Annotated in this window: 25 protein-coding genes; 15 read left to right on the forward strand and 10 right to left on the reverse strand. The window is 60.1% G+C overall.

Translation table 11 applies throughout. The annotated features are described in order from the left end of the window. Positions 1-251: 251 nt before the first annotated feature. The 4 genes from I9H07_RS09220 to I9H07_RS09235 form a co-directional block, all read right to left on the reverse strand. Positions 252-1583, reverse strand: coding sequence for a deoxyguanosinetriphosphate triphosphohydrolase (locus tag I9H07_RS09220; RefSeq protein ID WP_058824670.1), 1332 nt, complete (start codon positions 1581-1583; stop codon positions 252-254). A 172-nt stretch (positions 1584-1755) separates the two neighbouring features. Then, positions 1756-2112, reverse strand: coding sequence for a hypothetical protein (locus I9H07_RS09225; protein WP_024673663.1), 357 nt, complete (start codon positions 2110-2112; stop codon positions 1756-1758). Further along, on the reverse strand, positions 2109-2501 hold the full coding sequence (locus I9H07_RS09230) for a phage holin family protein (protein ID WP_024644896.1): 393 nt from the start codon (positions 2499-2501) through the stop codon (positions 2109-2111). Before I9H07_RS09230 ends, I9H07_RS09225 begins: the two co-directional genes overlap by 4 nt. Before the next feature lie 4 nt (positions 2502-2505). Continuing rightward, a complete protein-coding gene (locus I9H07_RS09235) occupies positions 2506-2820 on the reverse strand; it encodes a DUF883 family protein (RefSeq protein WP_003315618.1) in 315 nt (104 codons plus the stop codon). Between the two features lie 282 nt (positions 2821-3102). Between I9H07_RS09235 and I9H07_RS09240 the strand changes: the two genes are divergently transcribed. The 8 genes from I9H07_RS09240 (at position 3103) to pcaC (ending at position 10163) form a co-directional block, all read left to right on the forward strand. Next, positions 3103-4188: an acyltransferase family protein gene (locus tag I9H07_RS09240; protein ID WP_024673662.1), complete on the forward strand. Its 1086-nt coding sequence runs from the start codon at positions 3103-3105 to the stop codon at positions 4186-4188. Positions 4189-4277: 89 nt separating this feature from the next. Further along, positions 4278-4520 (forward strand): glutaredoxin family protein, encoded by a 243-nt coding sequence (locus tag I9H07_RS09245; RefSeq protein WP_236425254.1) that lies wholly within the window; start codon positions 4278-4280, stop codon positions 4518-4520. Positions 4521-4573: 53 nt separating this feature from the next. Then, complete coding sequence (pcaQ, locus tag I9H07_RS09250; protein WP_024673660.1) at positions 4574-5503, forward strand: pca operon transcription factor PcaQ; 930 nt, start codon at positions 4574-4576, stop codon at positions 5501-5503. A gap of 127 nt (positions 5504-5630) precedes the next feature. Then, the gene (gene pcaH / locus I9H07_RS09255; protein ID WP_236425255.1) at positions 5631-6350 is read left to right on the forward strand and encodes a protocatechuate 3,4-dioxygenase subunit beta; all 720 of its coding nucleotides are present in this window, start codon (positions 5631-5633) and stop codon (positions 6348-6350) included. A gap of 11 nt (positions 6351-6361) precedes the next feature. After that, positions 6362-6964, forward strand: coding sequence for a protocatechuate 3,4-dioxygenase subunit alpha (gene pcaG / locus I9H07_RS09260; RefSeq protein ID WP_058824668.1), 603 nt, complete (start codon positions 6362-6364; stop codon positions 6962-6964). Between the two features lie 68 nt (positions 6965-7032). Then, entirely contained in the window at positions 7033-8382 is a 1350-nt protein-coding gene (locus tag I9H07_RS09265; RefSeq protein WP_024673657.1) for an MFS transporter, read from the forward strand. Between the two features lie 24 nt (positions 8383-8406). Next, a complete protein-coding gene (locus I9H07_RS09270) occupies positions 8407-9768 on the forward strand; it encodes a 3-carboxy-cis,cis-muconate cycloisomerase (RefSeq protein WP_419204491.1) in 1362 nt (453 codons plus the stop codon). Next, on the forward strand, positions 9765-10163 hold the full coding sequence (gene pcaC, locus I9H07_RS09275) for a 4-carboxymuconolactone decarboxylase (protein ID WP_058390930.1): 399 nt from the start codon (positions 9765-9767) through the stop codon (positions 10161-10163). Before I9H07_RS09270 ends, pcaC begins: the two co-directional genes overlap by 4 nt. A 68-nt stretch (positions 10164-10231) precedes the next feature. Here the strand turns inward: pcaC and I9H07_RS09280 are convergent, their stop codons facing one another. Then, positions 10232-11488 carry an OprD family porin gene (locus I9H07_RS09280; protein ID WP_058824665.1) on the reverse strand — a complete coding sequence of 419 codons (1257 nt, stop codon included), beginning with the start codon at positions 11486-11488 and terminating at the stop codon, positions 10232-10234. A gap of 261 nt (positions 11489-11749) precedes the next feature. Between I9H07_RS09280 and I9H07_RS09285 the strand changes: the two genes are divergently transcribed. Next, the gene (locus I9H07_RS09285) at positions 11750-12637 is read left to right on the forward strand and encodes a DMT family transporter (RefSeq protein WP_024673653.1); all 888 of its coding nucleotides are present in this window, start codon (positions 11750-11752) and stop codon (positions 12635-12637) included. A gap of 1294 nt (positions 12638-13931) precedes the next feature. On the opposite strand, the gene I9H07_RS09290 is transcribed toward I9H07_RS09285, so the two are convergent. Next, entirely contained in the window at positions 13932-15251 is a 1320-nt protein-coding gene (locus tag I9H07_RS09290; protein WP_024672177.1) for an MFS transporter, read from the reverse strand. Between the two features lie 627 nt (positions 15252-15878). On the opposite strand from I9H07_RS09290, the gene quiC reads away from it, so the two are divergent. Continuing rightward, positions 15879-17786 (forward strand): 3-dehydroshikimate dehydratase QuiC, encoded by a 1908-nt coding sequence (gene quiC, locus I9H07_RS09295; protein WP_024672176.1) that lies wholly within the window; start codon positions 15879-15881, stop codon positions 17784-17786. A 191-nt stretch (positions 17787-17977) separates the two neighbouring features. Further along, the gene (locus tag I9H07_RS09300; RefSeq protein ID WP_236425729.1) at positions 17978-18649 is read left to right on the forward strand and encodes a TetR/AcrR family transcriptional regulator; all 672 of its coding nucleotides are present in this window, start codon (positions 17978-17980) and stop codon (positions 18647-18649) included. Positions 18650-18651: 2 nt separating this feature from the next. On the opposite strand, the gene I9H07_RS09305 is transcribed toward I9H07_RS09300, so the two are convergent. Further along, positions 18652-19506 (reverse strand): shikimate dehydrogenase, encoded by an 855-nt coding sequence (locus I9H07_RS09305; protein ID WP_236426077.1) that lies wholly within the window; start codon positions 19504-19506, stop codon positions 18652-18654. A 184-nt stretch (positions 19507-19690) separates the two neighbouring features. On the opposite strand from I9H07_RS09305, the gene I9H07_RS09310 reads away from it, so the two are divergent. After that, the gene (locus tag I9H07_RS09310; protein ID WP_058823757.1) at positions 19691-20581 is read left to right on the forward strand and encodes a pseudouridine synthase; all 891 of its coding nucleotides are present in this window, start codon (positions 19691-19693) and stop codon (positions 20579-20581) included. 77 nt (positions 20582-20658) lie between these two features. Here I9H07_RS09310 and I9H07_RS09315 read toward each other — a convergent pair whose 3' ends face one another. Next, positions 20659-20883, reverse strand: coding sequence for a YgdI/YgdR family lipoprotein (locus I9H07_RS09315; protein WP_024672172.1), 225 nt, complete (start codon positions 20881-20883; stop codon positions 20659-20661). A 95-nt stretch (positions 20884-20978) separates the two neighbouring features. Continuing rightward, positions 20979-21584 carry a molybdenum cofactor guanylyltransferase MobA gene (gene mobA / locus I9H07_RS09320; RefSeq protein ID WP_024672171.1) on the reverse strand — a complete coding sequence of 202 codons (606 nt, stop codon included), beginning with the start codon at positions 21582-21584 and terminating at the stop codon, positions 20979-20981. 75 nt (positions 21585-21659) lie between these two features. On the opposite strand from mobA, the gene moaB reads away from it, so the two are divergent. From moaB to I9H07_RS09335, 3 genes are all read left to right on the forward strand, one after another. Continuing rightward, the gene (moaB, locus tag I9H07_RS09325; protein WP_005893511.1) at positions 21660-22199 is read left to right on the forward strand and encodes a molybdenum cofactor biosynthesis protein B; all 540 of its coding nucleotides are present in this window, start codon (positions 21660-21662) and stop codon (positions 22197-22199) included. Positions 22200-22205: 6 nt separating this feature from the next. Then, positions 22206-23417: a molybdopterin molybdotransferase MoeA gene (locus tag I9H07_RS09330; RefSeq protein ID WP_236425324.1), complete on the forward strand. Its 1212-nt coding sequence runs from the start codon at positions 22206-22208 to the stop codon at positions 23415-23417. Between the two features lie 88 nt (positions 23418-23505). Further along, positions 23506-24432, forward strand: a complete 927-nt coding sequence (locus I9H07_RS09335) for a glycosyltransferase family 2 protein (protein WP_236425325.1) — start codon at positions 23506-23508, stop codon at positions 24430-24432. Positions 24433-24455: 23 nt separating this feature from the next. On the opposite strand, the gene I9H07_RS09340 is transcribed toward I9H07_RS09335, so the two are convergent. Continuing rightward, entirely contained in the window at positions 24456-26264 is a 1809-nt protein-coding gene (locus I9H07_RS09340) for a monovalent cation:proton antiporter-2 (CPA2) family protein (protein WP_236425326.1), read from the reverse strand. Positions 26265-26434 lie beyond the last annotated feature (170 nt).

Raw genomic sequence — 26434 nt, forward strand, 5'->3', positions numbered from 1 at the left:
TTTTTCCGGAAAGGGCTTGGCGATGCCGCTAAGCATCGTCAGGCGTCATGCGAACCCGTAAGCGTCGCAGGCAGATGGATAAGGTGCCGACACGGCAGTGAAGTGGCTGGGATTATTGAGGGATGCAAGAAATGCTGCGATAGGATTCGTCTGACAAGCGTGTAGGGCTTATCTGTATTTTTTCGGAGTCGAGAAAAATCGACCGACGGCCCACCCGCAAGCGTGCGGGTGTCCAGTCGGTCGGTGAGGGGCTATATCTGTCCTGAGCGTCCGGTCATTTCTCTGGCCATTTCGCTGGCGTAGCTGTCGGTCATTCCGGCGATGAAGTCGATCATGCGCAGGAACGAGGCATGCAGCGGCGCTTTCGGGTCCGGCGCGCTGTTGCCCAGCAGGTCGAGAATCCGTCGATGCTTGAACGAGGGTGTCCTGCCGCCAAACTGTTCGAGCGCGGCACCGCAAAACGCGTTGAGCAGTATTTCCAGCGTGGTATAGGCACCGATTTCATGCAGCGTCTTGCGCTTGTCCTGGAATATTTTCTTGCGCGCCATGTCCTTGGCGCTCAAGACGCAGCGTTTGGCTGGCCCGTGCATGTGTTCGACCAGATCGCCTGGCAGGGTGCCGGCGAGCAGGGCATCCTGTTGTTCGACAAAAGCCCTGGCTGCGGCGTTGGTCAGGTGCTCGATGGCCTTGCCGCGCAGGATCGCCAGCTTGCGGCGTCGGGAGTCGCCCGGTCCGAGCTGGCGATAGGTTTCCGGCAGGTCATCGCCGACCAGCCCCAGCAGCAGCGACTCTACTTCTGCGTAGTCCAGCAGCTCCATCTCCAGCCCGTCTTCCAGATCGATCAGCGCGTAGCAGATGTCGTCTGCGGCTTCCATCAGGTAAACCAGTGGATGCCGCGCCCAGCGCTGCTCTTCAAGTTGCGGCAGACCGAGCTTGCCGGCGATCTGTTCGAGGATCGGCAATTCGCTCTGATAGCAGCCGAACTTGTGCTTCTTATAGCCCAGCGAATCAGCATGCCGGGCGGTCCACGGGTATTTGAGGTAGGTGCCCAGTGTGGCGTAGGTCAGGCGCGTGCCGCCGTCGAACTGGTGATATTCAAGCTGGGTCAGAACCCTGAACCCCTGAGCGTTGCCTTCGAAATTGAGGAAGTCGTTGCGCTCGGTATCGCTCATCGCATCCAGCCAGCCGCGCCCGGCAGCCTGATTGAACCAGTTGCGGATCGCGTCTTCGCCCGAATGGCCAAACGGCGGGTTGCCGATGTCATGGGCCAGGCAGGCTGATTGCACCACCATGCCCAGATCGCTGGGGTCGCACCAGTCGGGCAGGGCAGAGCGCAGGGTTTCACCTACGCGCATGCCCAGCGAGCGGCCGACGCAGCTGACTTCCAGCGAATGGGTAAGGCGCGTGTGAATGTGATCGTTGCTGGTCACCGGATGGACCTGGGTCTTGCGGCCCAGACGGCGAAAGGCGCCGGAAAAGATGATGCGGTCGTGGTCCTTGTGAAACGGGCTGCGCCCCAGTTCTTCGGGACTGTGCAGGGTTTTGCCAAGTCGTTCGCGGTTAAGCAGGGTCTGCCAATCCAAGGCGGTCACTCCGTCAAAAGTCGTTGCCTAGCTTCCCGGTTCGACACGCTGGCCGCAAGGGCTTCAGGTGGTGCACACAGAAAACAGGCCTCATGAAAAAGCAAATGCCCGCCCCGGAGTTCCGGGGCAGGCATGTACGTTCAAGCCTGACTCACGCTAAAAGCCGCAGCGATCAGAGTCTTTTGTTGCGATTCTGTATGGCACGACTTTGCATGGCCACCTTGATCAGCGGCGTCAAGGTGATGCCCAGTTTCAGCAGGCGACCCAGCAGGCTGGTGCGCCCGGTCTTGGCACGTTTGCCGCTCAAAAAGCCGAGCAGTGCGACCGACCCCACGCCCCAGAGCGGCGCGTGACGGAAGCCCAGCGCGCTTTTCCAGTCGTGCCGAATACCGCGAAAGCGTTGCAGCGGCTGCAACAGTTGCGTGGATTCGTGGCGTATTTCCTGACGATGCATCTCCATGCGCAGGCGGATCAGGGCCTTGCGCAATTCGCGTCGGGTATTGCTCTGGTGCGACTTGGGTTCACTCATGGCATCAATCGCTCACGGTCATTGGCCAGTTCTTCAAGGGTCGCGTGAAACGGTGACGACTCATCGAAAATAGCTGACTTCAGGCGCAATCCGCAGAAGATGGCGGCCAGAAAGTAGAACGTACACAGGCCGATAATCCCGGCCAGTCGATAACTGTCCCACAGAACGATCAGCAGCAAGGCCGAGAGTCCGGTCAGCAGCAGCAGGCCGAAAACCAGTGCCAGCCCGGCAAACAGGAGCAGGCTGACGGTTCGCGCTTTTTGCTCCTGCAACTCGATGCCGAACAGTTCGACATGGGTGTGCAACAGGCCAAGGAAAGCAGCGCCGAGACGCCGCGGTGAAGAGCCCGGAGTTCCCTCGGGCGGTGCTGATTCCGTTCCAAGAGTCATGATGTTAGCGCCTTGTAGCCAGCAGACCGATCAGAAAACCGACACCGGCAGCGATACCGACCGACTGCCAAGGGTTGTTCTGAACGTAATCTTCGGTAGCGACGACTGCTGCTTCGCCGCGCTCGCGCAGCGAGTCTTCGGTGGTCTTCAGCGTCTCTTTGGCACGCAGCAGGCTTTCACGGATCTGAGCACGCAGTTCGTCAGCCTGATCACCTGCCAGAGACGCCGTGTGCGCCAGCAGTTTCTCAGTGTCGGCAACCAGTACCTGAAAGTCGGCTCTCAGGATTTCCTGAGCATTCTGTGCGGTTTCGCGAGCCATGATTTTCTCCGTTTGGGTGGCGTATGGATGTTTCGAGTGCAAGTGATTCCTGAAGGTTCACTTCGATTGTTGCATCGTGCCCGATCAGGCGCTTTACAGCCGCTGTACCTTACTCCAAAAGGGCGCGTCAGGAAAAATCAGCGCTGACCGAGACATTTGGGGGTTCCGTATTTCTGGCCTTTGGCTATGCTCCACACGCGTCACCCCGTGCAGGGGCAAATAGCGCACGCCCGACGTGGCAATCGACAGGTTTCTGAAAATACCGAGAGGATGGAGAAAGGCATGGAGCGGCTGTATTCCCTGCAAGGTCTCAGGGGCGTTGCAGTCCTTGGCGTGGTGCTGTTTCACATGATGTCGGTAGAGAGCAAGTTTTCCGGCGGCGATATTCTGCTGCCGCCGCTGCTCGATTTTTTCCAGCTGGGTGTCGATCTGTTCTTTGTCATCAGCGGGTTCGTGATGGTGATTGTCAGCCGCGGCCGTTTCCAGAGCAGCGTAGAGGCGCAACGCTTTCTGTTCAACAGGCTGTCACGGATCTACCCCACGTACTGGCTGTATTTCTTTATTACCCTTGCGGTCTATCTGGTGCAGCCAGGCATGGTCAACAGCGGACATGGCTCGTCCAACCTGCTCATGTCGTTCCTGTTGCTGCCCAACGACAAAGTGCTGTTGGTGATGGTTGCCTGGTCGCTTTTGTTCGAGCTGTGGTTCTACGTGGTGTTCTCCGGCTTGCTGCTGTTTCGCGAGCGGCTTTTGCCATCGCTGCTGGGCATCTGGGCGCTGGTCATCATCGTCTTCAACGCGCTGGCCGACTGGCAGGACTATTCGTCCGCGCTGAAAATCATTCTCCACCCTTACTCGCTGGAATTCATCATTGGCGCGGCGCTGGCGCTGTTCTTCTATGGTCGGCACAGCGCGCGCCTGCCGACCGTAGCCGTTTATGCCTTGCTGGGCGCGGGGTTGCTGCCGGGTATCGCGCTGATTGGCTATTACCGGCTGTATGACAGTCAGGGGCTGGCGCGCATGTTGCTGGTGGGTAGCGTATTCGGTGTGCTGGTGCTGACCCTGGCATTGCTGGAACGGCGCAAACGGCTTTCGGTGCCTGGCGCTCTGGTGGTCGTGGGTGACATGTCCTACACCATCTATCTGTCTCACCTGCTTGTACTGGGTGTTATCGGCCGAATCTGGAGCCTGGTCGGCGCATGGCCCGAAAGCTATCTGGATAATCTGTTGTTTGCCCTGCTGATGATGGCAGCAGCGATCTGCTATGGCTGGGTCGGTTATCGCTGTTTCGAGAAGCCGGTACTGGACCGCGCCAATGCGTTCAGCAAGCGGCACTTCAGGGCGAATTCGGCAAGGGCAGGGGCATAGCAACATGCGCCTGCCCGGCAACTCGACGTTACTCCGTACCACGCCTAGAATGGTTTCCGGTTACCCGTATTGATTGCGAGGATGCACGCATGCCACCCGAATGCCAGCTGTTCGGAACCCCGGGATGTCAGCTGTGCGAGATCGCCGAAGCGGTGTTGCTGCCGTTTGCGATCGAGCATGGCCTGATGCTTGAACTGATCGACATCAGCGAGGATGAGCAGCTCTTCGAGCGCTACGAGCTGTGCATCCCTGTGCTGCGTCGTGTCGACACCGGGGAAGAGCTGGAATGGCCTTTTGACGCGCCACAGGTGGCGTCATTCCTGAGCCGTTGAGTCTCTCGTCGAGCGGCATTTTCCTATCTTCATTTCCTTGGACCTGACGCGCATTGAATATCGATACCCGGATCAAATTCCGCCATCTGGTGTGCTTCCTCGAAGTGGCGCGTCAGGGCAGTCTGGCGCGCGCGTCGGACGTGTTGTCGATCAGCCAGCCGGCCCTGTCCAAAAGCATCAAGGAATTGGAAACCCTGCTGGCGACTACGCTCTTTGTGCGCAGCAAGAGTGGTGCTGCACTCACCGAAGCAGGCGTCGCGTTCATGCGTTTCGCCGGGCCGAGTGTTCAGGCGCTGCGGGAAGGCGTCAGCAGCCTGCGTTCCGGCGAGCATGACACGGTGACCGCGCGGCTCGGCGTGTTGTCCACGGCCGAAAGTCTGCTGGTGCCGGAGGTGATCAATCGCCTGCATGAACGGCACCCGGCGCTGATCGTCAGCGTGATGACCGGCCCCAGCGCCTGGCTGCTTTCGCAATTGCGGGTCGGGGAGCTGGATCTGGTGGTCGGCCGCATGACCGACAGCCCCCAGATTCAGGGCCTTGTTTTCGAGCATTTGTATAACGAGTCAATGACGCTGGTGGTGCGCAGCGACCATCCGCTGCTGGCCGCGCCCCTCAAGCGTGAAAGCCTGGAGCAGTTCCCGCTGGTGCTGCCGCTGGCGGGCACCACTATCCGCAAGTTCGCTGACAGCCTGTTCGTGCAGTGCGGTATCCAGATGCCGCGTCAGCGCCTGGAAACGCTTTCTCTTACACTGAGCCGCCGCTACGTGCAATGCAGCAACGCGATCTGGATCGCGCCGCTGGATGCCGTCTCGCTGGAGTTGAAAGGCGGCACGCTGGTCGAACTGGACATGGGCATTCGTGAGCCAGGCGGCTCGGTCGGGCTGTGCAGCAACCCGGCCCTGCCACTGACCCGCGCGGCGCAATGGTGCGTGGATGAATTGCGCAGTGTCGGGGAGGCGTATCGCGGTGACCAGTATCCATAACCATTTGGTTATGGATGGCGGAGTTTATTTCAGTTCTCTATAAGCATGAGTTGCGCGACACTTTGCCGCAGCCTGGAGCGCAAGTGATCGACGCCTGCGCGCTCATAAGAAAAACAAGGAGAACGCCATGTCTGCTGCGGACAACAGCCGCTTCGTCATTCGTGACCGAAACTGGCACCCCAAAGCCCTGACCCCGGACTACAAGACTTCGATCCTGCGCTCGCCGCGTCAGGCGCTGGTCAGCATTCCACAATCCATTTCCGAGACATCAGGTCCGGATTTCTCGCATCTGACGTTCGGCCAGCATGACAACGACCTGCTGCTCAATTTCAATAACGGTGGCTTGCCCATCGGCGAGCGCATTCTGATTGCTGGTAACGTTTGTGATCAGTACGGCAAGCCGATTCCCCACACGCTGGTGGAAATCTGGCAGGCCAACGCGGGTGGTCGTTATCGGCACAAACGCGATGCCTATCTGGCACCTATCGACCCCAACTTCGGTGGCGTGGGACGAGCTCTGACCGACAGCGAAGGCAACTACAGCTTTCGCACGGTCAAACCCGGCCCGTACCCTTGGCGCAACGGCCCCAATGACTGGCGTCCGGCCCACGTGCATGTGTCGATCAGCGGCCCGTCGATTGCCACGCGGCTGATTACCCAGTTGTATTTCGAAGGTGATCCATTGATTCCGATCTGCCCGATCGTCAAGTCAATCACCAACCCCGATGCGGTGCAGAGCCTGATCGCGCGACTCGATCTGGCGCTGGGTAACCCGATGGATTGCCTGGCGTATCGCTTTGACATCGTTCTGCGCGGTCAGCGCAAGACCCACTTCGAAAACTGCTGAGGAGGTCCGTCATGCCCGTACAACTGTTACAGGAAACCCCTTCGCAAACCGCTGGCCCTTACGTGCATATCGGTCTGGCCCCGCAAGTGGCCGGCAACCCGACCCGCGAGCTGGAAATCTGGAACGAGCTTGTCAGGCCTGACGCGCCGGGTGAGCATATCGTGCTGCTGGGCAATGTCTTCGACGGCAATGGCCATCTGATCCGCGATGCGTATCTGGAGTTCTGGCAGGCCGATCATCAGGGCGTTTATCACAACGCATTTCATCCGGACCAGCCGTTCAATGGCTTCGGCCGCACGGCGACCAGCGACGACGGTCAATGGATTCTGAAGACCGTAAAACCGGGTTCGGTGCGTAACGCGGCGGGTGTGCCGATGGCTGCCCACATCAATGTTTCGCTGTTCGCTCGCGGCATCAATATTCATCTGCAGACGCGGCTGTATTTCGACGATGAAGCTCAGGCCAATGCCAGCGACCCGGTGCTGAACCTGATCGAGCAGCCGCCGCGTCGCGAAACCCTGATTGCGCGGCGTTGCATGCACGACGGTCAATTGGCCTATCGTTTTGACATCCGCGTGCAGGGTGAAGGCGAGACGGTATTTTTCGATTTCTGAAGCAATGTGCGTGCGTTTCACGGCGCCTGCACCGGCAGGCGACCTTATAAAAATAAAAGGACACCTTCATGACGCTTTCAGCCAGCGGGCCTGCCACAGGTACGCTCGATGTACAGGTTTTCATCAACGCGCAGCCGTTATCCAGGTATCAGTGGCGAGTGGTCGCCTTGTGTTTTCTGATCGTCTTCCTCGACGGTCTCGACACTGCCGCCATGGGTTTCATTGCTCCGGCACTCAGCCAGGACTGGGGCATTGACCGCGCCAGCCTGGGCCCGGTGATGAGCGCGGCGCTGATCGGCATGGTGTTCGGTGCGCTGGGTTCCGGGCCGTTGGCTGACCGGTTCGGACGCAAGTGGGTGCTGGTTGTCGCCGTGTTCCTGTTCGGTGTGTTCAGTTTGGCGTCCGCCTATAGCAGCAACATCGATCAATTGCTGGTCCTGCGCCTGCTGACCGGGCTGGGTCTGGGGGCAGCGATGCCCAACGCCACCACGCTGCTCTCGGAGTACACCCCGGAGCGGCTCAAGTCGTTACTGGTCACCAGCATGTTCTGCGGTTTCAATCTGGGCATGGCTTGCGGCGGTTTCGTATCGGCCAAACTGATCCCCAGCATGGGCTGGCACAGCCTGCTGATGCTCGGCGGTATCCTGCCGTTGATACTGGCGGTGGTGCTGATGGTCTGGCTGCCGGAGTCGGCGCGCTTTCTGGTGGTGCGCAATCGCGGTGTCGAGCGGATTCGTAAGGTGCTGGCACCGATTGCCCCCAAGGAAGTGGCGGGAGTCACCGCGTTCAGCGTGCCCGAGCAGAAAACCGTGAGCAGCCGCAACGTCCTGAAAGTCATCTTTTCCGGTACGTACAGCGCGGGTACCTTGCTGTTGTGGCTGACCTATTTCATGGGCCTGGTAATCGTTTACCTGCTAACCAGCTGGCTGCCGACACTGATGCGTGACAGTGGCGCGAGCCTGGAGCAGTCGGCGTTCATCGGTGCGTTGTTCCAGTTCGGCGGGGTGCTGAGTGCAGTGGGTGTCGGCTGGGCGATGGACCGTTACAACCCGCACAAGGTGATTGGCACCGCTTACGCGTTGGCGGGTGTGTTTGCGTATCTGGTCGGGCAAAGTCTGGGCAATGTCGCCGTGCTGGCTACGCTGGTGCTGGTGGCGGGCATGTGCATCAATGGCGCGCAGTCGGCAATGCCATCGCTGGCGGCACGTTTTTATCCCACTCAGGGCCGCGCCACAGGTGTGTCGTGGATGCTCGGGATCGGTCGCTTCGGTGCCATCCTGGGCGCATGGGCCGGTGCCACGCTGCTTGGCCTGGGCTGGAGCTTCGAGCAGGTGCTCACGGCGCTGGTGATCCCGGCGGCCTTGGCGGCGCTGGCGATCCTGATCAAGGGCTGGGTCAGTCATGCCGACGCCACCTGAAACCTATCAATCTGGAGCGCTGATGTGAGCAGACCGGGCAATCAACTTTTCGACAGCTATTTCACCCAGGCTGACATGCGCGGGATTTTCTCCGACCGAGGCCGGGTGCAGGGCATGCTCGATTTCGAGGCTGCCCTGGCTCGGGCGCAGGCGCGGGTAGGCCTGATTCCGGCCAGTGTCGTGGCCGATATCGAGCACAGCTGTCGTGCCGACCTGTTCGATTTCGACGCGCTGGCCAGCGCCATCGGCAGTGCTGGCAACTCGGCGATTCCGCTGGTCAGGGCGTTGGGCAAGCAGATTGCTATACGCAGCCCTGAAGCCGAGCGTTACGTACACATGGGCGCGACCAGCCAGGATGTGATGGACAGCGGGCTGGTGCTGCAAATACGCCAGGCAATCGTTTTGCTCGAGCGCGACCTGGCGCAACTGGCAGAGGCGTTGGCTGAACAGGCGCAGCGCCATGCGGGTACGCCGCTGGCCGGACGTACCTGGTTACAGCAAGCCACGCCCGTCACGCTGGGGATGAAAATCGCTGGCTGGCTGGGCGCTGTCACTCGCCATCGTCAACGGCTTGAGGAGATTCAACCGCGTCTGTTGTGCCTGCAATTCGGCGGTGCCTCTGGCAGCCTGGCGGCGCTGGGCGATCACGCCTTCAAGGTCGCCGAAGCGCTGGCAAGCGAACTGGGGCTGGAGCTTCCCGAGCAACCCTGGCACACCCAGCGTGATCGTCTGGTGGAGTTTGCCAGCCTGCTGGGCATGATCGCTGGCAGCCTCGGCAAGCTGGGGCGCGACGTCAGCCTGTTGATGCAGACCGAAGTCGGCGAAGTGTTCGAACCCTCTGCGCCGGGCAAGGGCGGCTCTTCGACTATGCCGCACAAGCGCAACCCGGTAGGCGCGGCAGTGATGATCAGCGCAGCAACGCGGGCACCGGGGCTGGTCGCGACCATGCTGAGCGCCATGCCGCAGGAGCACGAGCGCAGCCTGGGCCTGTGGCATGCCGAGTGGGAGACTTTGCCGGAGCTGTGCTGTCTGGTTTCCGGTTCGCTGCAACAGGCGTTGCAGGTGATACCCGGTCTGCAGGTCGATGCCGAGCGCATGGCGATCAATCTGGAGTCCACCAAAGGTCTGGTTCTTGCTGAGGCAGTGAGCATTGCGCTGGCTCAGCGCATCGGGCGCGATGCTGCCCACCATCTGGTAGAACAGTGCTGCCGGCGTGCGGTGGAGCAGGGCGCGCATTTGCGTCAGGTGCTCGGCGAAAACCCGCAGGTCAGCGAGCAGTTTTCTTCCGACGAGCTGGATCGCCTGCTCGATCCGGCCCATTACCTTGGCCAGGCTCGCCATTGGGTCGAGCGCGCCGTGGCCGAACACACAAGGATTTCCCGATGACCGAAGACGAACGTTACGAAGCCGGCATGCAGGTGCGCCGCGCGGTGCTGGGTGACGCGCATGTCGATAACAGCCTGAGCAAACTGACGCCGTTCAATGAAGAATTCCAGGAGATGATCACCCGTCACGCCTGGGGCGATATCTGGACGCGTCCGGGGTTGCCGCGCCATACGCGTAGCCTGATCACCATTGCCATGCTGATCGGCATGAATCGCGAGGGCGAATTGCGTCTGCATCTGAAAGCCGCAAAAAACAACGGGGTGACCCGCGAAGAGATCAAGGAAGTGCTCATGCAGAGCGCGATCTACTGCGGCATCCCGGCGGCCAATGCAACGTTTCACCTGGCCGAAGCGGTCTGGGACGAAATGGGCGTGGAGTCGTTGACGGAAGGCTGAAAGACTGTCTGATCGATGCGAGAAACGCCGCCACAGTGTTCAGCCGTGGCGGCTTTTTGAAGCAGGCTTCAGAGCAACGAAAGCGGATAGCTGACGATCACCCGGTTTTCATCGAACTGGTTGGTGCTGTAGTCACGGCGCATGGTCGAGTTGCGCCACTTCAACGACAGGTTCTTCAACGCGCCGCTTTGCAGCACATAACCCAATTCGGTTTCCCGTGCCCATTCTTCGCCGTCGGTGATCGCGCCGGTGTGTACATTCTCACCGCTGATGTAGCGGTTCATCAGGGTCAGGCCGGGCACGCCCAGGGCAGCGAAGTCGTAGTCGTGGCGTAACTGCCAGGATTTTTCCCTGGCGTTGTCGAAGCTGGAGTTGTAACTGTCGTTGGCCAGCGTACCGCCGCTGGTGCCGTTGACCCGCATCCAGGCGCTGTCGCCGCTGACTTTCTGCAGGCCCAGGTAAAAGGTATTGCCGCCGTGCCGTGCCGAAAGCAGCGCTGACCAGGTCTTGTTGTCCAGGTCACCTGCCAATGCCTGTCCGTCATCCTTGCCCTGGAAGTAACCGAGGTTGGCGCCCAGGGTCCAGCTGCCCAGCGGCTGGCTGTGCAACAGGTTGACGTATTGCTGGTGGTAGATGTCTTCGAGTTCGGCGTACCACACGCCGACCTGAGTGCGTTTCTCATTGAACACGTATTCGCCGCCGCCGAAGTTGAATCGGTCGGACGTAAACGCGCCACGGCCATTCAGGGACATGTCTTGCATGCTGGCGTCATTGCGCGGACTGTTGCCGCGGAACTGACCGCCGTAGAGCGTCAGGTTGTCGATTTCCTTCGAAGTGATCTGGCCACCCTGAAAGGTTTGCGGCAGGGAACGGCCGTCGTCCGAGCGCAAGATCGGCAGCACCGGCATCCACTCGCCAACTTTCAATTCGGTTTTCGAGACGCGTACCTTGCCGGCTACAGCCAGCCTGCCAAAGTCATCGGCCGGGCGTCCATCGCTGTGGATCGGCAGCAGTTGTGTGCCGCCAGTGCCTTTGCCGCCGTCCAGTTTCAGCGAGTACAGGCCCAGCGCGTCAACGCCGAAACCCACTGTGCCCTGGGTAAAACCGGAGCGGGCGTCGAGGATGAAATTCTGCGTCCACTCTTCGGCGTAATTCTGCGCGTTGGCCGGGTCCACGAAGTTGCGGTTGATGTAGAAGTTGCGTAGGTTCAGATTGACCTTGGCATCATCGACAAATCCGGCGGCATGGCCGGCTATCGGTGTGAGGGTCGCAGCGACGGCCGCAGAAAGACCGCAAACGATTTTGCAGGGGGCGTTCAAGCGCATGGAACAGACCTTTTTTGTAGTTATTGAGTCGTTGTAGCTGCCTGCGATAGTGAAATGCCGGGACGTTGTCCGCAATTGTGAACGTGTTGTTTTGGGCGGTAATCGAACGTTAATGAACCGGTTGGAACATTTTGTGCGAGACGCTGAAAATACTTGCTGCGATGCTCGCTGTTTTCGAGCACCGGACTATTGCAGTCGAAGCGCATGCAATTGTTTTTACGCTACAGATCCAGGTCGAGAACATTTGAACAAGGAAGCCCGATGAGCACTACCAGCACGCCGTTGTCCGGCGTCAACCAACCCCTCAAGGGGATTGGCTTCATTCTTCTGGCCACCTTTCTGTTTGCCAGCCACGACACACTGTCCAAATACCTTTCCGGTTTCTACCCGATCATCCTGGTGGTCTGGGCGCGTTATCTGGTGCATACGCTGCTGATGGCCTGCATTTTCATGCCATCTGCCGGTTTGCGCGTACTGCGCACCAAACGGCCCGGCTTGCAGGCGCTGCGGGCGCTGGCGCTGTTGGGTACCAGCCTGTTGTTCACCAGCAGCCTGATGTTCATTCCGCAGGCAGAAGCCACGGCGGTCAACTTTCTGGCCCCACTGCTGGTCACGGCGTTGTCAGTGCCGCTGCTCAAAGAGCGCGTCACGCGCGGGCAGTGGATTGCCGTGGTAGTCGGGTTTATCGGCGTGATGATCATCATTCATCCGGGCGGCGAGCTGTTTACCCCCGCGATCCTGCTGCCACTTTCTTCGGCCTTGTGTTTTGCGCTGTACCAACTGCTGACCCGGCTGGTCAGTCCGTTCGACAGTCCGACAACCAGCAACTTCTTTGCCGGGCTGTTCAACACCTTGCTGATGAGCGCACTGGTGCCATTCTTCTGGGAAGTGCCCGCACTCAAACACTTGCCGTTCCTGCTCGCACTGGGCGCCTGCGGCATGTCCGCGCATCTGCTGCTGACCCAAGCCTTCCGCTTCGCCGCCCCGGCCATGCTGGCGCCGTTCAGCTATTGCCAGATCGTCTTCGCCGGGTTGCTGGGCTACCTGGTCTTCGACCACATGCCATCCCCGACTGCACAGGCCGGCATTGCCATCATCTGCCTCAGCGGCCTGGCGGCGGCGTGGCAACAGCGACGCAAGGGTGGGTAGCGACCGACGCTGAACGCCGTGTCGTGCCAATGTTCAGTTTGCATGCAGTTCCTGACGCACTGCCTCACAGGTCTTCGGCGCAGAACAATGTGCAGGAGGCTGCCACACATGCTTTTCGATCACGGTGGCACTGACGACGCAGAGTGCGACGTAAGTGACGGCTGAGTCCTGACACTGATCCGGGGGTAGCCTGGCAGGACGCCAGGCAAGCCGCACCGGGCCATGGATGGCCCGTTGCGGCGACCCCCGGATCAGTGTCAGGACGAAGGAACCCGACGAAGTCGGGCCGGAAACGGAGCCAGGGGGTTTGGTTACTTTGGCCCCATCAAAGTAACTCGCCGAGGGGCGAAAAGGTGACCTGAGTCGAACCTCAATCTACCTGACATCACAGAACCGCCGTGTGACGCGGAGCGTCACGAACTGCATCCCCACGCGGGGCGCTCATCGTTATACACAAGTCCAACCGACTCTCGTGCATTGCGCCATGCCTCGCCCGTTGCGACTGCACATAGAAGCGCTTTTTTATCGCGATGGCACTGGCGACGCAGAGTGCGACGTAAGTGACGGCTGAGTCCTGGCGCTGATCCGGGGGTAGCCTGGCAGGACGCCAGGCTAGCCGCACCGGGCCATGGATGGCCCGTTGCGGCGACCCCCGGATCAGGGTCAGGACGAAGGAACCCGACGAAGTCGGGCCGGAAACGGAGCCAGGGGGTTTGGTTACTTTGGCCCATCAAAGTAACTCGCCGAGGGGCGAAAAGGTGACCTGAGTCGAACCTCAATCTACCTGACATCACAGAACCGCTGTGTGACGCGGAGCGTCACGAACTGCATCCCTACGCGGGGCGCTCATCGTTATACACAAGTCCAATCGACTCTCGTGCATTGCGCCATGCCTCGCCCGTTGCGACTGCACATAGAAGCGCTTTTTTATCGCGATGGCACTGGCGACGCAGAGTGCGACGTAAGTGACGGCTGAGTCCTGGCGCTGATCCGGGGGTAGCCTGGCAGGACGCCAGGCTAGCCGCACCGGGCCATGGATGGCCCGTTGCGGCGACCCCCGGATCAGAGTCAGGACGAAGGAACCCGACGAAGTCGGGCCGGAAATGGAGCCAGGGGGTTTGGTTACTTTGGCCCCATCAAAGTAACTCGCCGAGGGGCGAAAAGGTGAACTGAGTCGAACCTCAACCTACCTGACATCACAGAACCGCTGTGTGACGCGGAGCGTCACGAAATGCATCCCCACGCGGAGCGTGGGGACGATACCCATTCGGGTTTTTCTGGCGGTGTCAGACGATTACTCGCTGAGCGTCGGAACCTTGCGCGGGGCCATGAAGTACAGCCAGATCAGTGCGATGAAATACATCGCCGGAATCATGGTGAACAGCACGTTGTAGTTGTTGTTGGTGGCGGTCAGCACAGCGCCGACGATCTGCGTCATGAACATCCCGCCGATGGCCGCGCACATCCCGCCAAAGCCGAACACTGTGCTCATCATGTGCTTGGGCGTGTAGTCCATCACCAGGCTCCAGATGTTAGCGGTCCAGGCCTGATGCGCACCCACCGCCAGCGAGATGGCCAGCACTGCCACCCACAAACCGCTGGCGTTGGCGGCGAACACCACACTGCAGATGGTGATCGCGAAAATCAGCATCGATACAAGGCGCGCCTTGGTTGCACGCATGCCACGCCCGATCAGCCAGGACGACAGAATGCCGCCACCCACGCTACCGAAGTCAGCGGTGAGCCAGATCAGAATCAATGGGATACCCATCTGCGTCACGCTGATCCCCAGGTTGTATTGCTGATTGAGAAACGGCGGCAGCCAGTACAGGTAAAACCAGAACACCGGCGCAGTAATCGCATAGGCCAGCGCGAACGCCCAGGTGCCGCGCATCTTCAGGATGCCGGAGAAAGGCACCTTGACCGGCGCAGGCTCGACCTCCTGATTGATATAGTCCAGTTCGGTCTTGCTAACGGTCGGATGCTCTTCCGGGTTGTAGTACTTCAAACGCCACATGATCACCCAGACCAGCCCCAGCGACCCCATCGCCACGAATGCCGCCTGCCAGCCCCACACCGTCAGGATCAGCGGCAACAGCGCCGGCGTCAGCATGGCACCAACGTTGGTGCCGGCATTGAAGATACCGGTCGCGACTGCACGCTCACCGGCCGGAAACCACAGGCGGGTGGTTTTCACGCACGCCGGGTAGTTGGCCGCTTCGGTCAGGCCCAGAATGAAGCGGCAGACCATGAAGCCGACGGCAGATGTTGCGAGGCCGTGCGCGCCGGTTGCCAGGCTCCACAGCAGCACCGCGAGGAAAAACGCGCGCTTGACGCCGACCTTGTCGATGAACCGGCCTTGCAGCACGAAGCCCACGGCGTAACCGACCTGAAACCAGAAGTTGATGTTGGCGTAGTCCATCGCCGTCCAGCTCATTTCCTTGGCCAGAATCGGCTGCATGACGCCGAGCGCCGCCCGGTCGATGTAGTTCAGCGTGGTGGCAAAGAACACCAGGGCGAGCATGCCCCAGCGGGTCTTGCCGACGGCGAGGGCGCCGCGAATCTTTTCGCCCATCCCGGCATGGGCGACAGGGTTGGTCTGGGTATTGAGCATGATGATCTAACCATCCGTTCCAGGACTGTGCTGCTGGCAACAGTCGGACTGAGAAGTCCACTCGATGCAGGCGTTGTGCAGGTAAAGTGAAGTCGTAGAACCGTGATTCGACTGGCCGATTGACTCAGGCTTTCAGCGAAACGATCCGTCGGGCCGACAATTTACAGGTTGAGCCGCGCAAGTGTGTTGGAATGTTTCAGGCGACGCGAACCTGAACCGGGCGTGTGAACACGTGGGTTCTTCGAGCATGACGTCTGGCTGGACGGGCGAGTGAGTATTCTGGCAAGGCGGGGTGGATGCGCATGAGCAATGTTCCTGTTGTTTGAATTGTTATGGGTTGCTGCTGATGAAGCGAAAAAATCAAAACGTTTGACGGCAGGTCTATCCTGCAATCACTGCAATGTGACGCTGATGTTGCGCATTGTGTGATAAAGCGTCAATTGACTAACACGGCTTCTGTTCGATAATCGAACGTAAAACTAACCGGTTCGTACACTTTAGGTTGCTGTAGGATTTTGACAGGCAAATACTTTATATGCACCTCTGAATAAGGTCAGAAAAGGCCAGGAATGAGGTGAGATCCAGCCGTGACCCAAGCAGGTCACGTTCATTCAGGAGCTGAAAAGCATGCAGCGTTCAATTGCTACCGTATCCTTGAGCGGTACTCTGCCGGAAAAGCTCGAAGCCATCGCCGCAGCCGGCTTTGACGGCGTCGAGATTTTCGAAAACGACTTGTTGTACTACGACGGTAGCCCGCGCAACGTCAGGCAGATATGCGCCGACCTGGGTATCGCCATCACGCTGTTCCAGCCGTTCCGTGATTTTGAAGGCTGCCGCCGCGATCGACTGCAACGCAATGTGGACCGTGCCGAACGCAAATTCGACCTGATGCAGGAACTGGGTACCGATCTGGTGCTGGTCTGCAGCAACGCGTCTGCCGATTCGGTGGGCGACGAAAACATTCTGCTCGATGACCTGAGCCTGCTGGCCGAGCGCGCCGGTGCCCGCAACCTGCGGGTCGGTTACGAGGCGCTGGCCTGGGGCAAGCATGTGAACACCTGGCAACAGGTCTGGAATCTGGTGCGCCAGGTCGATCATCCGGCACTGGGCGTGCTGCTCGACAGCTTCCATACGCTGTCATTGAAGGGTGACCCGAGCGCGATTGCGCAGATCCCCGGCGACAAGATTTTCTTTGTGCAGATGGCCGACGCGCCGATTCTGGCGATGGACGTGCTGGAGTGGAGTCGCCATTTCCGCTGCTTCCCCGGCCAGGGCGAGTTCGATCTCGCCGGTTTCCTCGCGCCGATCCTGCGCAGCGGCTACACCGGCCCGTTGTCGCTGGAAGTGTTCAACGACGGTTTCCGTGCTGCGCCGACGCGCGCCAATGCTGCTGACGGTTTGCGCTCGCTGCTGTATCTGGAAGAAAAAACCCGCCAGTTGCTGGCGCGTGACGAACCCGTAGCGGTGCCCGAGATTTTGTTCAATCCGCCGCCTGCCAGCAGTTACAACGGTGTCGAGTTTCTTGAGTTTGCAGTGGATGAAAGCCATGGCGCTCGCCTGTCGGGCTGGCTGCAACGCCTGGGGTTCGCCAAGCTGGGTCAGCACCGCTCCAAGGCCGTCAGCCTGTTGGGTCAGGGTGATATCAAGATCGTACTGAATGCCGAGCCGTATTCCTTTGCGCACAGTTTTTTCGAATCGCACGGGCCGTCGTTATGTGCAACCGCCTTGCGGGTTGATAACGGCCATCAGTCACTTGAGCGCGCGCGCGCGTTCAAGGGCCAGCCCTATCGCGGGCTGGTGGGGCCCAACGAACGGGAGATCCCTTCGGTACGGGCGCCGGACGGCAGCCTGATTTACCTGGTCGACCAGGCGCTGCCAGGCAATTCGATCTACGACAGCGACTTTGTCGTCGATCCGCAGGCGGTCGCCAAAGGCGGCTTGCAGCGTATCGACCACATGGCCATGGCGCTACCGGCCGACAGCCTGGACAGCTGGGTACTGTTCTACAAGAGCATTCTGGATTTTGAAGCCGATGACGAAGTGGTGTTGCCCGACCCTTACGGGCTGGTCAAAAGCCGTGCACTGCGCAGTCGGTGCAGCACCGTGCGTTTGCCGCTGAACATTTCCGAGAACCGCAACACGGCCATTTCCCATGCGCTGTCGAGCTATCGCGGTTCCGGCGTCCATCACATCGCGTTCTCCTGCGAAGACATCTTTGCCGAAGTCAGCCGTGCCAAGGAGGCGGGTGTGCCCTTGCTGGACATCCCGCTGAATTACTACGACGACCTGGCGGCACGCTTCGATTTCGACGACGAATTTCTCAGCGAACTGGCCTACTACAACGTGCTGTATGACCGCGACGCGCAGGGCGGCGAGCTGTTTCACGTGTACACCGACGCGTTCGACGGGAGGTTCTTTTTCGAGATTCTGCAACGCAAGAATGGCTACGTGGGGTACGGCGCTGCCAACGTACCGGTCCGCCTGGCGGCCATGGCCAAGGCGCGCAACGTTGCCGCACGCCAGACCCGGCTCTGACCCAGGGCCAAGGTTTTTTCAGGCTTCTGCCCGTAGGGCGTGGGAGCGACCGGGGCGGCGATCCCACAAAGACGTGTGCAGAACGATGATGTGGCAACGGAGGGACGCTGTGCGGGTTCAACGCCCTGCGGCTTTCCTCTGTCGCCAGTCGGCTTCATACTCCGCGTATTCCTCGTGGTCATGAGCCAACAATGAAAACAATCTACGACTCCGCTGCCATTGAACCTGCCGCTGTTGCGCCGAAGGGGCGCAAGAACAATCCGGAAAAAACCCGCGAAGACATCCTCCAGGCAGCTGTCGCCGAATTCGTCGCCCACGGATTGAGCGGCGCTCGCGTCGATGCGATTGCCGAGCGCACCAAAACCTCGAAACGGATGATTTATTACTACTTCGGCAGCAAGGAGCAGTTGTACGTCGACGTGCTGGAAAAGCTTTACGGGGCGATTCGCAACACCGAAAGCGAGCTTAATCTGGGCGAGTTGGAGCCGGTCGAAGCGATTCAGCGGGTGGTGGAGTTCACGTTCGATCACCACGACAACAACGTCGATTTCGTGCGCATCGTGTGCATCGAGAACATTCATTACGGCGAGAACGTCAAGCGCTCCGACACGATTCAGGCCCAGAGCCAGACCGTCATCAGGGCGCTTGATGGCATCCTGCGTCGCGGCGAGGCCAGCGGCCTGTTCCGCGACGGCGTGCATGCGGTGGATCTGCACCTGATGATCAGCTCATTCTGCTTCTACCGGATTTCCAACCGCCACACGTTCAGCGAGATCTTCCAGATCGATCTGTGGAGCGAGGAGGTCAAGCAGCGTCACAAAGCGATGATCTGCGACGCTGTACTGCGCTATCTCAAGCGCTGACGTTAAAGCGTGTGGAAGTGCGCCATCATGCGTTCCGCATCGGCTGACTGACCGCTGAACAGCTCGAAAGCCTTGACCGCCTGAAACACCGCCATGGTGCTGCCATCCAGCGTCCGGCAGCCCAGCGCGCGGGCATGCCTGAGCAGTTCGGTTTCCAGCGGGAAGTAGATGATTTCCGCAACCCACAGCTCGGCACGCAGCAACTCGACCGGCAACGGCGTGCCCGGCAGTTTGGCCATGCCGACTGGCGTGGTATTCACCAGCCCGTCGGCTTCAGCCATCGCAGCCGGCAGATCGAGACCGACCTGAGCGCGCCCGGCACCGAAGTGGTTGTTCAGGTTATCAACCAGCCCTTGCGCGCGTTGGGGTTCCACTTCAAAGACCGTCAAGCGTTGTACGCCCGCACTCAGCAGGGCATGAGCCACCGCTGCACCTGCGCCCCCGGCACCCATTTGTACCACTCGCTGGCGTGGAGCCTGGTCCAGACCGCGCTGGAAACCTTCGGCAAAACCCAGGCAATCGGTGTTGTGCCCAATGCGCTTTCCGTCTTTGAACACCACGGTGTTCACCGCGCCGATGCCGCGCGCTTCATCGGACAGCTCGTCCAGCAACGGAATGACCGCCTGCTTGCAGGGGAAGGTAATGTTCAGGCCGGTAAAGCCGCACTGCTGCGCGCCCTCAAGCAGCCGGGGCAGGGCGTCGATGTCCAGTTGCAGCGCGTCAATATCGATCAGGCGATACAGATAGCGCAGGCCTTGTGCATCGCCTTCACGCTCGTGCATCGCAGGCGTTCGCGAGGCTTGAATGCCCGAGCCGATCAGGCCGGCGAGCACAGAGGGGGTCTCAGTTTGATTCATAAAATATGTCTCTTGTTTTTGTGGCACTGCCTGATCGCAGGCAGGTGTTGAATGGAATGTACCAGATGGTTAATAGTGCCGCAGGTGGCAGGCTATTGCCATGCAGCGATGTTGTGCGGTGATCGCCCTAATCAGCGATAATCCCCGGCCAATCGTTTCAAATCCCAGTGAGTCAGAATCCTGCATGACCGATCCTGCTTTCAGCGCCGCCCAGCAACAAGCCAGCACCCTGTATCTGCCACCCGGTCCGTGGACGACTGTGCTCGATTGCCTGTGTGCGAAATTCTCGGCGATCAGTCGCGAACAGTGGCTGGATCGCATCGCCCGCGGGCGCGTTCTGGATGCCGAGGGCAGAACGGTGTCGCCCGACCTGGCCTATCGCGAAGGATTGAAGATCCACTATTTTCGTGAAGTGCCTAACGAAACGCCGATCCCGGTAGTCGAGACGATCCTGTATGCCGACGAGCATCTGGTGGTCGCCGACAAACCGCATTTTCTGCCCGTCACCCCCGCAGGCGAGTATGTCGAGCAAACGCTGTTACGCCGCCTGATTCATCGGCTGGACAATCCCGACCTGGTGCCGCTGCATCGTATCGATCGGCATACCGCCGGGCTGGTGCTGTTTTCCGCCAACCGTCAGACGCGTTCGGCCTACCAGACGCTGTTCCCGACCCGGCGCATCGACAAGTTCTACGAGGCAATTGCGCCCGCACTGCCGGGGCTGGAATTTCCGCATCTGCACGAAAGTCGCCTGGTCGAGGGCGAGCCGTTCTTTCGCATGCAGGAAGGGCCGGGAGCCGCCAACACGCAGACGCGCATCGAGGTGCTGGAGCGGCAAGCGCAGTTATGGCGTTACGGCTTGTACCCGGTGACCGGCAAAAAGCACCAGTTGCGCGTGCACATGGCCGCACTGGGCGCTGCCATCTGCAATGATCCGTTCTATCCCGATGCGCTGAAGGACCCGGTAGACGACTATCGGAACCCCCTGAAACTGTTAGCCAGAGGCTTACGGTTTGTGGATCCGCTCAGCGGTGAGCCACGTCAGTTCGAAAGCCTGTTGACGCTGGACTGGTAGCCCCCGCAGTTGCGCGTGCAGGCACAAAAAAACCCGCACTCGGCGGGTTTTTTCGAATCAGTCACGTGGCGTCCGGATCACAGATCCTTGACGGTACGTACCTGGTCCTTGTTGACGCGGGTTTCTTTGCCATCAAGCTGTTTGAACTCGTAGAAACCCGAATCTTCGTCGTACTTCGGAGTATCGACGGCCTGGATTTCACGACCATCGTTCATGGTGATCACAGTGGGCGATGCGCAACCGGCGAGGGAGGCAATGCTCAATGCAAGCAGGAAGGCAGCGGGAAGGGTCCGTTGTTTCATTACTGTGTCTCCAGATGGATTCTTGATTACTTGAACTCTCAGACGTAAACGCCGTCAGCAAGTTCCGTATACACCCCGGCAAGTTCAATAACCACTTACTTGGCGAGATTTTCATTGATCCCTGCCAACAGACAGGGTGTGTTCAGGTTGGCCAGCCGTGGGTCATCGGTTGCCAGTTGCAGGGCGACCGGTTGCAGTGACTCCATGGCCCGCCGCGGGCTGCGTTCGCCTGTCTGCCAGGCGGCTTCCAGCGTTGCGGCATGAGCGACCGGGATCATACATAAAAGCGGCTGCCAGTGCTGACCTTCGCGCACCATGATCGGGCGCTGCGGGTGTTCGAGGGCCTTTTCGCGGAGTGCCTGCAGCAGAGGCTCATCGACCAGCGGCACGTCACAGGGCAGAACCAGCAGCCACTGATGCCGCGCCCGTGGCAGCGCGGCACGGATTCCGGCCAGCGGGCCGTTGAACTCGGTGTCGTCATCCTGAACCAGTTGGTCGGCGTAGCGCGCATAGCGCTCGATATTACGGTTACAGGAGATGATCAGGTCGTCAGTCAATGGCCGGGTCAAACCATGCAGGTGCTCGATGAGGGCTTTGCCCTGCCATTCGATCAAGCCCTTGTCACGCCCGCCCATGCGTTGCCCGCGACCTCCGGCCAGCAGCAGGATCGAGCAGGGCGGCAAGGCGGCACGGACATTCATCAAACACTCGGCGGGCAGTCAAAAGGAGTGCTGTGATATAACACCGGCCTGTTCCCTTAACAACCGGATGAGGCCATGAAAGCCAAGGCTGACACACCTTTTGTACCCCTGAACATTGCTGTATTGACCGTCAGCGATACCCGCACCCGCGAAACCGATACCTCGGGCCAGATGTTCGTCGACCGCCTGACCGAGGCCGGTCACGGCCTGATCGAGCGCGTGCTGCTCAAGGACGACCTGTACAAAATTCGCGCTCAGGTGGCGACCTGGATTGCCGACGATCAAGTGCAAGTCGTGCTGATCACTGGCGGCACCGGATTTACCGGCCGTGACAGCACACCTGAAGCCGTGGGCTGCCTGCTGGACAAGCAGGTCGATGGTTTCGGCGAACTGTTCCGGCAGATTTCTGTGCCCGACATCGGAACTTCGACCATCCAGTCCCGCGCGCTGGCCGGACTGTCCAACGGCACGCTGGTCTGCTGCCTGCCGGGCTCTACCAATGCCGTACGCACCGGCTGGGACGGGATTCTCGCCGAGCAACTGGATTCGCGGTTCAGACCTTGCAACTTCGTGCCGCACCTCAAGCAGGCCGAACCCTGCGCGACCCGTGGTTGAGTGCTTATGAGTAACGAGCCAAAAGCCTTGCTGCCTGTCGAAGAGGCCATCGCCCGACTGCTGGTGATGGCTGATGCGACGCGTATCACCGAGCGCCAGCAGGTCCCTCTGGCCGCTGCCGAAGGCCGGGTGCTGGCAGTGGACCTCGTTTCCACGCTGGATTTGCCGCCGTGGCCGAACAGCGCCATGGACGGTTATGCCCTGCGCATGGCGGACTGGAACGGTGAGCCGTTGACCGTCAGCCAGCGCATTTTTGCCGGTCAGGCACCCGAGCCGCTGGCCCCGGGCACCTGTGCGCGGATCTTCACCGGCGCGCCGATGCCCGAGGGCGCCGACTGCGTCGAGATGCAGGAAAATGTCGACGTGCTGGCTGATCAGCGGGTGCGCTTCAGCGAACCGCTCAACGTCGGCCAGAACATTCGTCCGCAAGGCCAGGAAACCCGTATCGGCGACACCGTTCTAGCGGCCGGTACGCGGCTCGGGCCTATCGAACTGGGCCTTGCTGCGTCATTGGGCCTTGCCGACCTGGACGTGATTCGTCGCGTGCGCGTGGCGGTGCTCTCCACCGGTGATGAGCTGATCGAACCCGGTCAGCCGCTGGGGCCGGGGCAGATCTACAACAGCAACCGGGTGTTGCTGTGCGCCTGGCTGAAACGCCTGGAATGCGAAGTGATCGATGCGGGCATCCTGCCGGATGATCTAGCGCAAACGCGTGCTGCGCTGGCCAACCTGCACGATGTCGATCTGATTCTCTCCACAGGTGGCGTTTCGGTGGGCGAGGCCGATTTTCTGGGCCACGCGTTGCGCGAAGACGGCGAACTGGCACTCTGGAAGCTCGCGATCAAGCCCGGAAAGCCGCTGACCTGCGGGCATTTCCGTGGCGTGCCGGTCATTGGCCTGCCCGGTAACCCTGCGTCGACGCTGGTCACCTTTGCCTTGCTGGCTCGCGCTTACCTGCTGCGTCGCCAGGGTGTGCTTGACGTAACGCCATTGCAGTTTCCGGTTCCGGCCGGTTTCGTCTGGACGCGTCCCGGCAATCGTCGTGAGTATTTGCGCGGTCGTCTGGAGCAGGGCAAGGCGGTGATCTACCGCAATCAAAGCTCTGGTGTGCTGCGCAGTGCGGCGTGGGCCGATGGATTGATCGAAGTGCGCGAAGGCAAAACCGTCGCCGAGGGGGACTGGGTCAATTTCATTCCGCTGAGTGAAGTGCTCGGCTGAATGCATTCGAATGGTGAGCCGGGTATACATGAGCTACCCTCAACAATGCTGACAAATCGGGCAATCGGACTTGCCCTGGAGTAGTGTTATGGCGTCATTGAGAGTGGCTTGCGTCATCCCGACTTACAACGGTCGCAAGGACCTGGAGCGCCTGCTGGATTCACTGGCTACGCAAACCGCAACCTTCGATACCCTGATCGTCGATTCCAGCTCGTCAGACGGCTCGCTGGAGCTGGCTCAGGCCCGCTGCGCCAACGTCATGCGTATCGACAGCAAGGACTTCAACCACGGCGGCACCCGGCAGATGATGGTCGATCTGCATCCCGACTATGACGTTTATGTCTATATGACCCAGGACGCCTACGTCGAAGATGTCAACGCGATTGCCAACATTCTGCTGCCGTTTGCCGACCCGGAAGTCGGTGCAGTCTGCGGCCGCCAGTTGCCGCACAAGGACGCCAATCTGCTGGCCCAGCATGCGCGGCTGTTCAATTATCCGCCGACCTCGCAAATCAAGACCCTGGCCGACGCCGGCACGCTCGGCATCAAGACGCCGTTCATGTCCAATTCTTTTGCGGCCTATCGCCGCGAGGCATTGCTGGCGGCTGGCGGTTTTCCCCGGCATGTCATCTTGTCCGAAGACATGTACGTCACTGCCAAAATGTTGATCGGCGGCTGGAAAGTCGCCTATGAAGGTTCCGCTGTGTGCCGTCATTCGCACAACTACACGTTGCGCGAAGAGTTCTGCCGGTATTTCGACATCGGCGTGTTCCAGTCCCGCGAGGCGTGGATCTACGAAACCTTTGGCGGTATTGCGGGCGAGGGCATGCGCTATGTGAAGTCCGAACTGACGTTTCTTGGTCCGCGGCGACTGCTTTGGTGGCCCATGTCGTTCGTGCGCAATGCACTTAAATTGCTGGCCTACAAGCTGAGCAGGCAGGAGCGTCGCCTGCCCAAAGGCGTTAAGAAAAAGCTCGGCATGTACAAACGCTACTGGGACAGCCCTTACGCCTGACTGTCCCGTCGGCTCACCTCTGATCAGCTCTTCGCTGCTTCCTCGTCCAGTCGGTCGGACTCGAACAACTGGGCCAGGTCTGCCCTGGCTTCGCGGGCGGTCTGCAACACTTTGGCGTCGTCGTCATAGACTGCGTGCTGAGCCGCCAGCACTTGTTCGTCGTGACGCTTGAAGCGGCTGATGCGCGCATTGGCCTGCGCTTCACTCAGGCCCAGGCCCATCAGGGTCTGACGACTCATTTCCAGGCTTGAGTAGAACGTTTCGCGCACGGCGTGGGCGCCGAGGTCCATCAGGCGATGAACGTGCTGTCGGTTGCGGGCGCGAGCAATGATCTTCATGTGCGGGTAGAGTTTGCGAATCAGCTCGGCGGTCTTGATATTGGTGTCGGGATCGTCGGTCGCGATGACAAAGTATTCGGCTTCATCGACCTTGGCGGCACGGAGGATTTCCGGGCGTAGCGGGTCGCCGTAGAACACCGGTACGTTACCGAAACTGCGCGAAAACTCGATTGACTCGACAGCGGTGTCCAGCGCGATGAAAGGGATTTTCTGTGCGCGCAGGATACGTGCAACGATCTGTCCCATACGGCCCATGCCAGCGATCACCACCCGCGGTTTGTCGGTCTGGATATCGCGGTATTCCTCGGGCACCTCCACCGGCTTGACCCTGGGTTTGATCCAGCGTGCGAGCGCGATGAACAGCAATGGCGTGATCGCCATCGACAGAGTGATGGTCAGTACCAGCATGTCGTACAGCCCTGCCTCGAACAGCCCTTGCGCGCTGCCGATCTTGAACACCACGAAAGCGAACTCGCCGCCGGCGGCGAGCACCAGCCCCAGTTGCAGCGCGCTACGGTTGTTAAGACTGCCCGCAGTACGGCCAATCAGGAACAGCATGGGCAGCTTGATCCCGATCAGCAGCAAAGTCAGACCCAGCACGGTCAGCGGTGAACTGAGCAGCAGGCCAAGGTTTGCGCCCATGCCGACGCTGATGAAAAACAGGCCCAGCAGCAAGCCTTTGAACGGCTCGATTTGCGCTTCCAGCTCGTGACGGTATTCCGAGTCTGCCAGCAGCAGACCGGCCAGGAACGCGCCCAGTGCCATGGACACCCCCACCAGCTCCATCAGCCATGCCGTGCCGATGACCACCAGCAGGGCGGTGGCGGTGGAGACTTCCTGAATCCTGGTTTTGGCGACAATCCGGAACACCGGACGCAGCAGATAGCGTCCACCGATGACCACGATGGCAATGCTGCCCAGTACGCGCAGGCCATGGTTTACGCTTTCGCCTGTGTTCATTGCGTGATCGGCCCCGGCGAGGAACGGCACCATGGCGATCAGCGGGATGGCGGCAATGTCCTGAAACAACAGAATGGCGAACGCCATGCGGCCGTGCGGGCTGTTCAGTTGTTTGCGCTCCGCCAGGCTCTGCAAGCCAAAGGCGGTAGAAGACAAGGCCAGACCCAGGCCCAGAATGATGGCGGTATTAAGGGATTGACCGAAGGCGAACAGCGCAACGCCGCCAATCACCAGCCCGGTCAGCAGCACCTGCGCCATGCCGACGCCGAACACCGCCTTGCGCATCACCCACAGCCGTTTCGGCGACAGTTCGAGGCCGATGATGAACAGCAGCAAGACCACCCCCAGTTCGGAGATGTGGCTGACACTCTCGGTGTCGCCGATCAACCCGAGCACTGAAGGGCCGATGATCACGCCCGCAAACAGATAACCGATGACTGCGCCCAATTGCAGACGTTTGGCCAGTGGCACGGTCAGGACGGCTGCAAGTAAAAACACCACTGCGGCCTGCAGCAGGCTGCCTTCATGGGGCATGTAAAACTCCTTGGCAATAATTGAATACAATTTTTAAGCAGGGCGGTATTAAAGCATGTGAGTCTGGCACGGCAATGTTCATTGCGGCATGACGATAATCAACACGGTTGATGTTTAACGTGCGAGAGCAGAAGGGCGAAGGGGGAGGATCAGGGCGGGCAGTGCGATTC

The organism is Pseudomonas syringae (assembly GCF_023278085.1).
GTDB classification, from domain to species: domain Bacteria; phylum Pseudomonadota; class Gammaproteobacteria; order Pseudomonadales; family Pseudomonadaceae; genus Aquipseudomonas; species Aquipseudomonas syringae_Q.

What these genes read in the sequence shown, in the direction of transcription:
- I9H07_RS09335 (WP_236425325.1), top strand. Translation starts at nt 23,506, where the DNA reads ATGGCGTCATTGAGAGTGGCTTGCGTCATCCCGACTTACAACGGTCGC.
- pcaC (WP_058390930.1), top strand. Translation starts at nt 9,765, where the DNA reads ATGACCGAAGACGAACGTTACGAAGCCGGCATGCAGGTGCGCCGCGCG.
- I9H07_RS09240 (WP_024673662.1), top strand. Translation starts at nt 3,103, where the DNA reads ATGGAGCGGCTGTATTCCCTGCAAGGTCTCAGGGGCGTTGCAGTCCTT.
- moaB (WP_005893511.1), top strand. Translation starts at nt 21,660, where the DNA reads ATGAAAGCCAAGGCTGACACACCTTTTGTACCCCTGAACATTGCTGTA.
- I9H07_RS09290 (WP_024672177.1), bottom strand. Translation starts at nt 15,251, where the DNA reads ATGCTCAATACCCAGACCAACCCTGTCGCCCATGCCGGGATGGGCGAA.
- quiC (WP_024672176.1), top strand. Translation starts at nt 15,879, where the DNA reads ATGCAGCGTTCAATTGCTACCGTATCCTTGAGCGGTACTCTGCCGGAA.
- I9H07_RS09225 (WP_024673663.1), bottom strand. Translation starts at nt 2,112, where the DNA reads ATGAGTGAACCCAAGTCGCACCAGAGCAATACCCGACGCGAATTGCGC.
- I9H07_RS09280 (WP_058824665.1), bottom strand. Translation starts at nt 11,488, where the DNA reads ATGCGCTTGAACGCCCCCTGCAAAATCGTTTGCGGTCTTTCTGCGGCC.
- I9H07_RS09285 (WP_024673653.1), top strand. Translation starts at nt 11,750, where the DNA reads ATGAGCACTACCAGCACGCCGTTGTCCGGCGTCAACCAACCCCTCAAG.
- I9H07_RS09265 (WP_024673657.1), top strand. Translation starts at nt 7,033, where the DNA reads ATGACGCTTTCAGCCAGCGGGCCTGCCACAGGTACGCTCGATGTACAG.
- I9H07_RS09330 (WP_236425324.1), top strand. Translation starts at nt 22,206, where the DNA reads ATGAGTAACGAGCCAAAAGCCTTGCTGCCTGTCGAAGAGGCCATCGCC.
- I9H07_RS09315 (WP_024672172.1), bottom strand. Translation starts at nt 20,883, where the DNA reads ATGAAACAACGGACCCTTCCCGCTGCCTTCCTGCTTGCATTGAGCATT.
- I9H07_RS09305 (WP_236426077.1), bottom strand. Translation starts at nt 19,506, where the DNA reads ATGAATCAAACTGAGACCCCCTCTGTGCTCGCCGGCCTGATCGGCTCG.
- I9H07_RS09310 (WP_058823757.1), top strand. Translation starts at nt 19,691, where the DNA reads ATGACCGATCCTGCTTTCAGCGCCGCCCAGCAACAAGCCAGCACCCTG.
- pcaG (WP_058824668.1), top strand. Translation starts at nt 6,362, where the DNA reads ATGCCCGTACAACTGTTACAGGAAACCCCTTCGCAAACCGCTGGCCCT.
- I9H07_RS09235 (WP_003315618.1), bottom strand. Translation starts at nt 2,820, where the DNA reads ATGGCTCGCGAAACCGCACAGAATGCTCAGGAAATCCTGAGAGCCGAC.
- I9H07_RS09245 (WP_236425254.1), top strand. Translation starts at nt 4,278, where the DNA reads ATGCCACCCGAATGCCAGCTGTTCGGAACCCCGGGATGTCAGCTGTGC.
- pcaH (WP_236425255.1), top strand. Translation starts at nt 5,631, where the DNA reads ATGTCTGCTGCGGACAACAGCCGCTTCGTCATTCGTGACCGAAACTGG.
- mobA (WP_024672171.1), bottom strand. Translation starts at nt 21,584, where the DNA reads ATGAATGTCCGTGCCGCCTTGCCGCCCTGCTCGATCCTGCTGCTGGCC.
- I9H07_RS09230 (WP_024644896.1), bottom strand. Translation starts at nt 2,501, where the DNA reads ATGACTCTTGGAACGGAATCAGCACCGCCCGAGGGAACTCCGGGCTCT.
- I9H07_RS09340 (WP_236425326.1), bottom strand. Translation starts at nt 26,264, where the DNA reads ATGCCCCATGAAGGCAGCCTGCTGCAGGCCGCAGTGGTGTTTTTACTT.
- I9H07_RS09300 (WP_236425729.1), top strand. Translation starts at nt 17,978, where the DNA reads ATGAAAACAATCTACGACTCCGCTGCCATTGAACCTGCCGCTGTTGCG.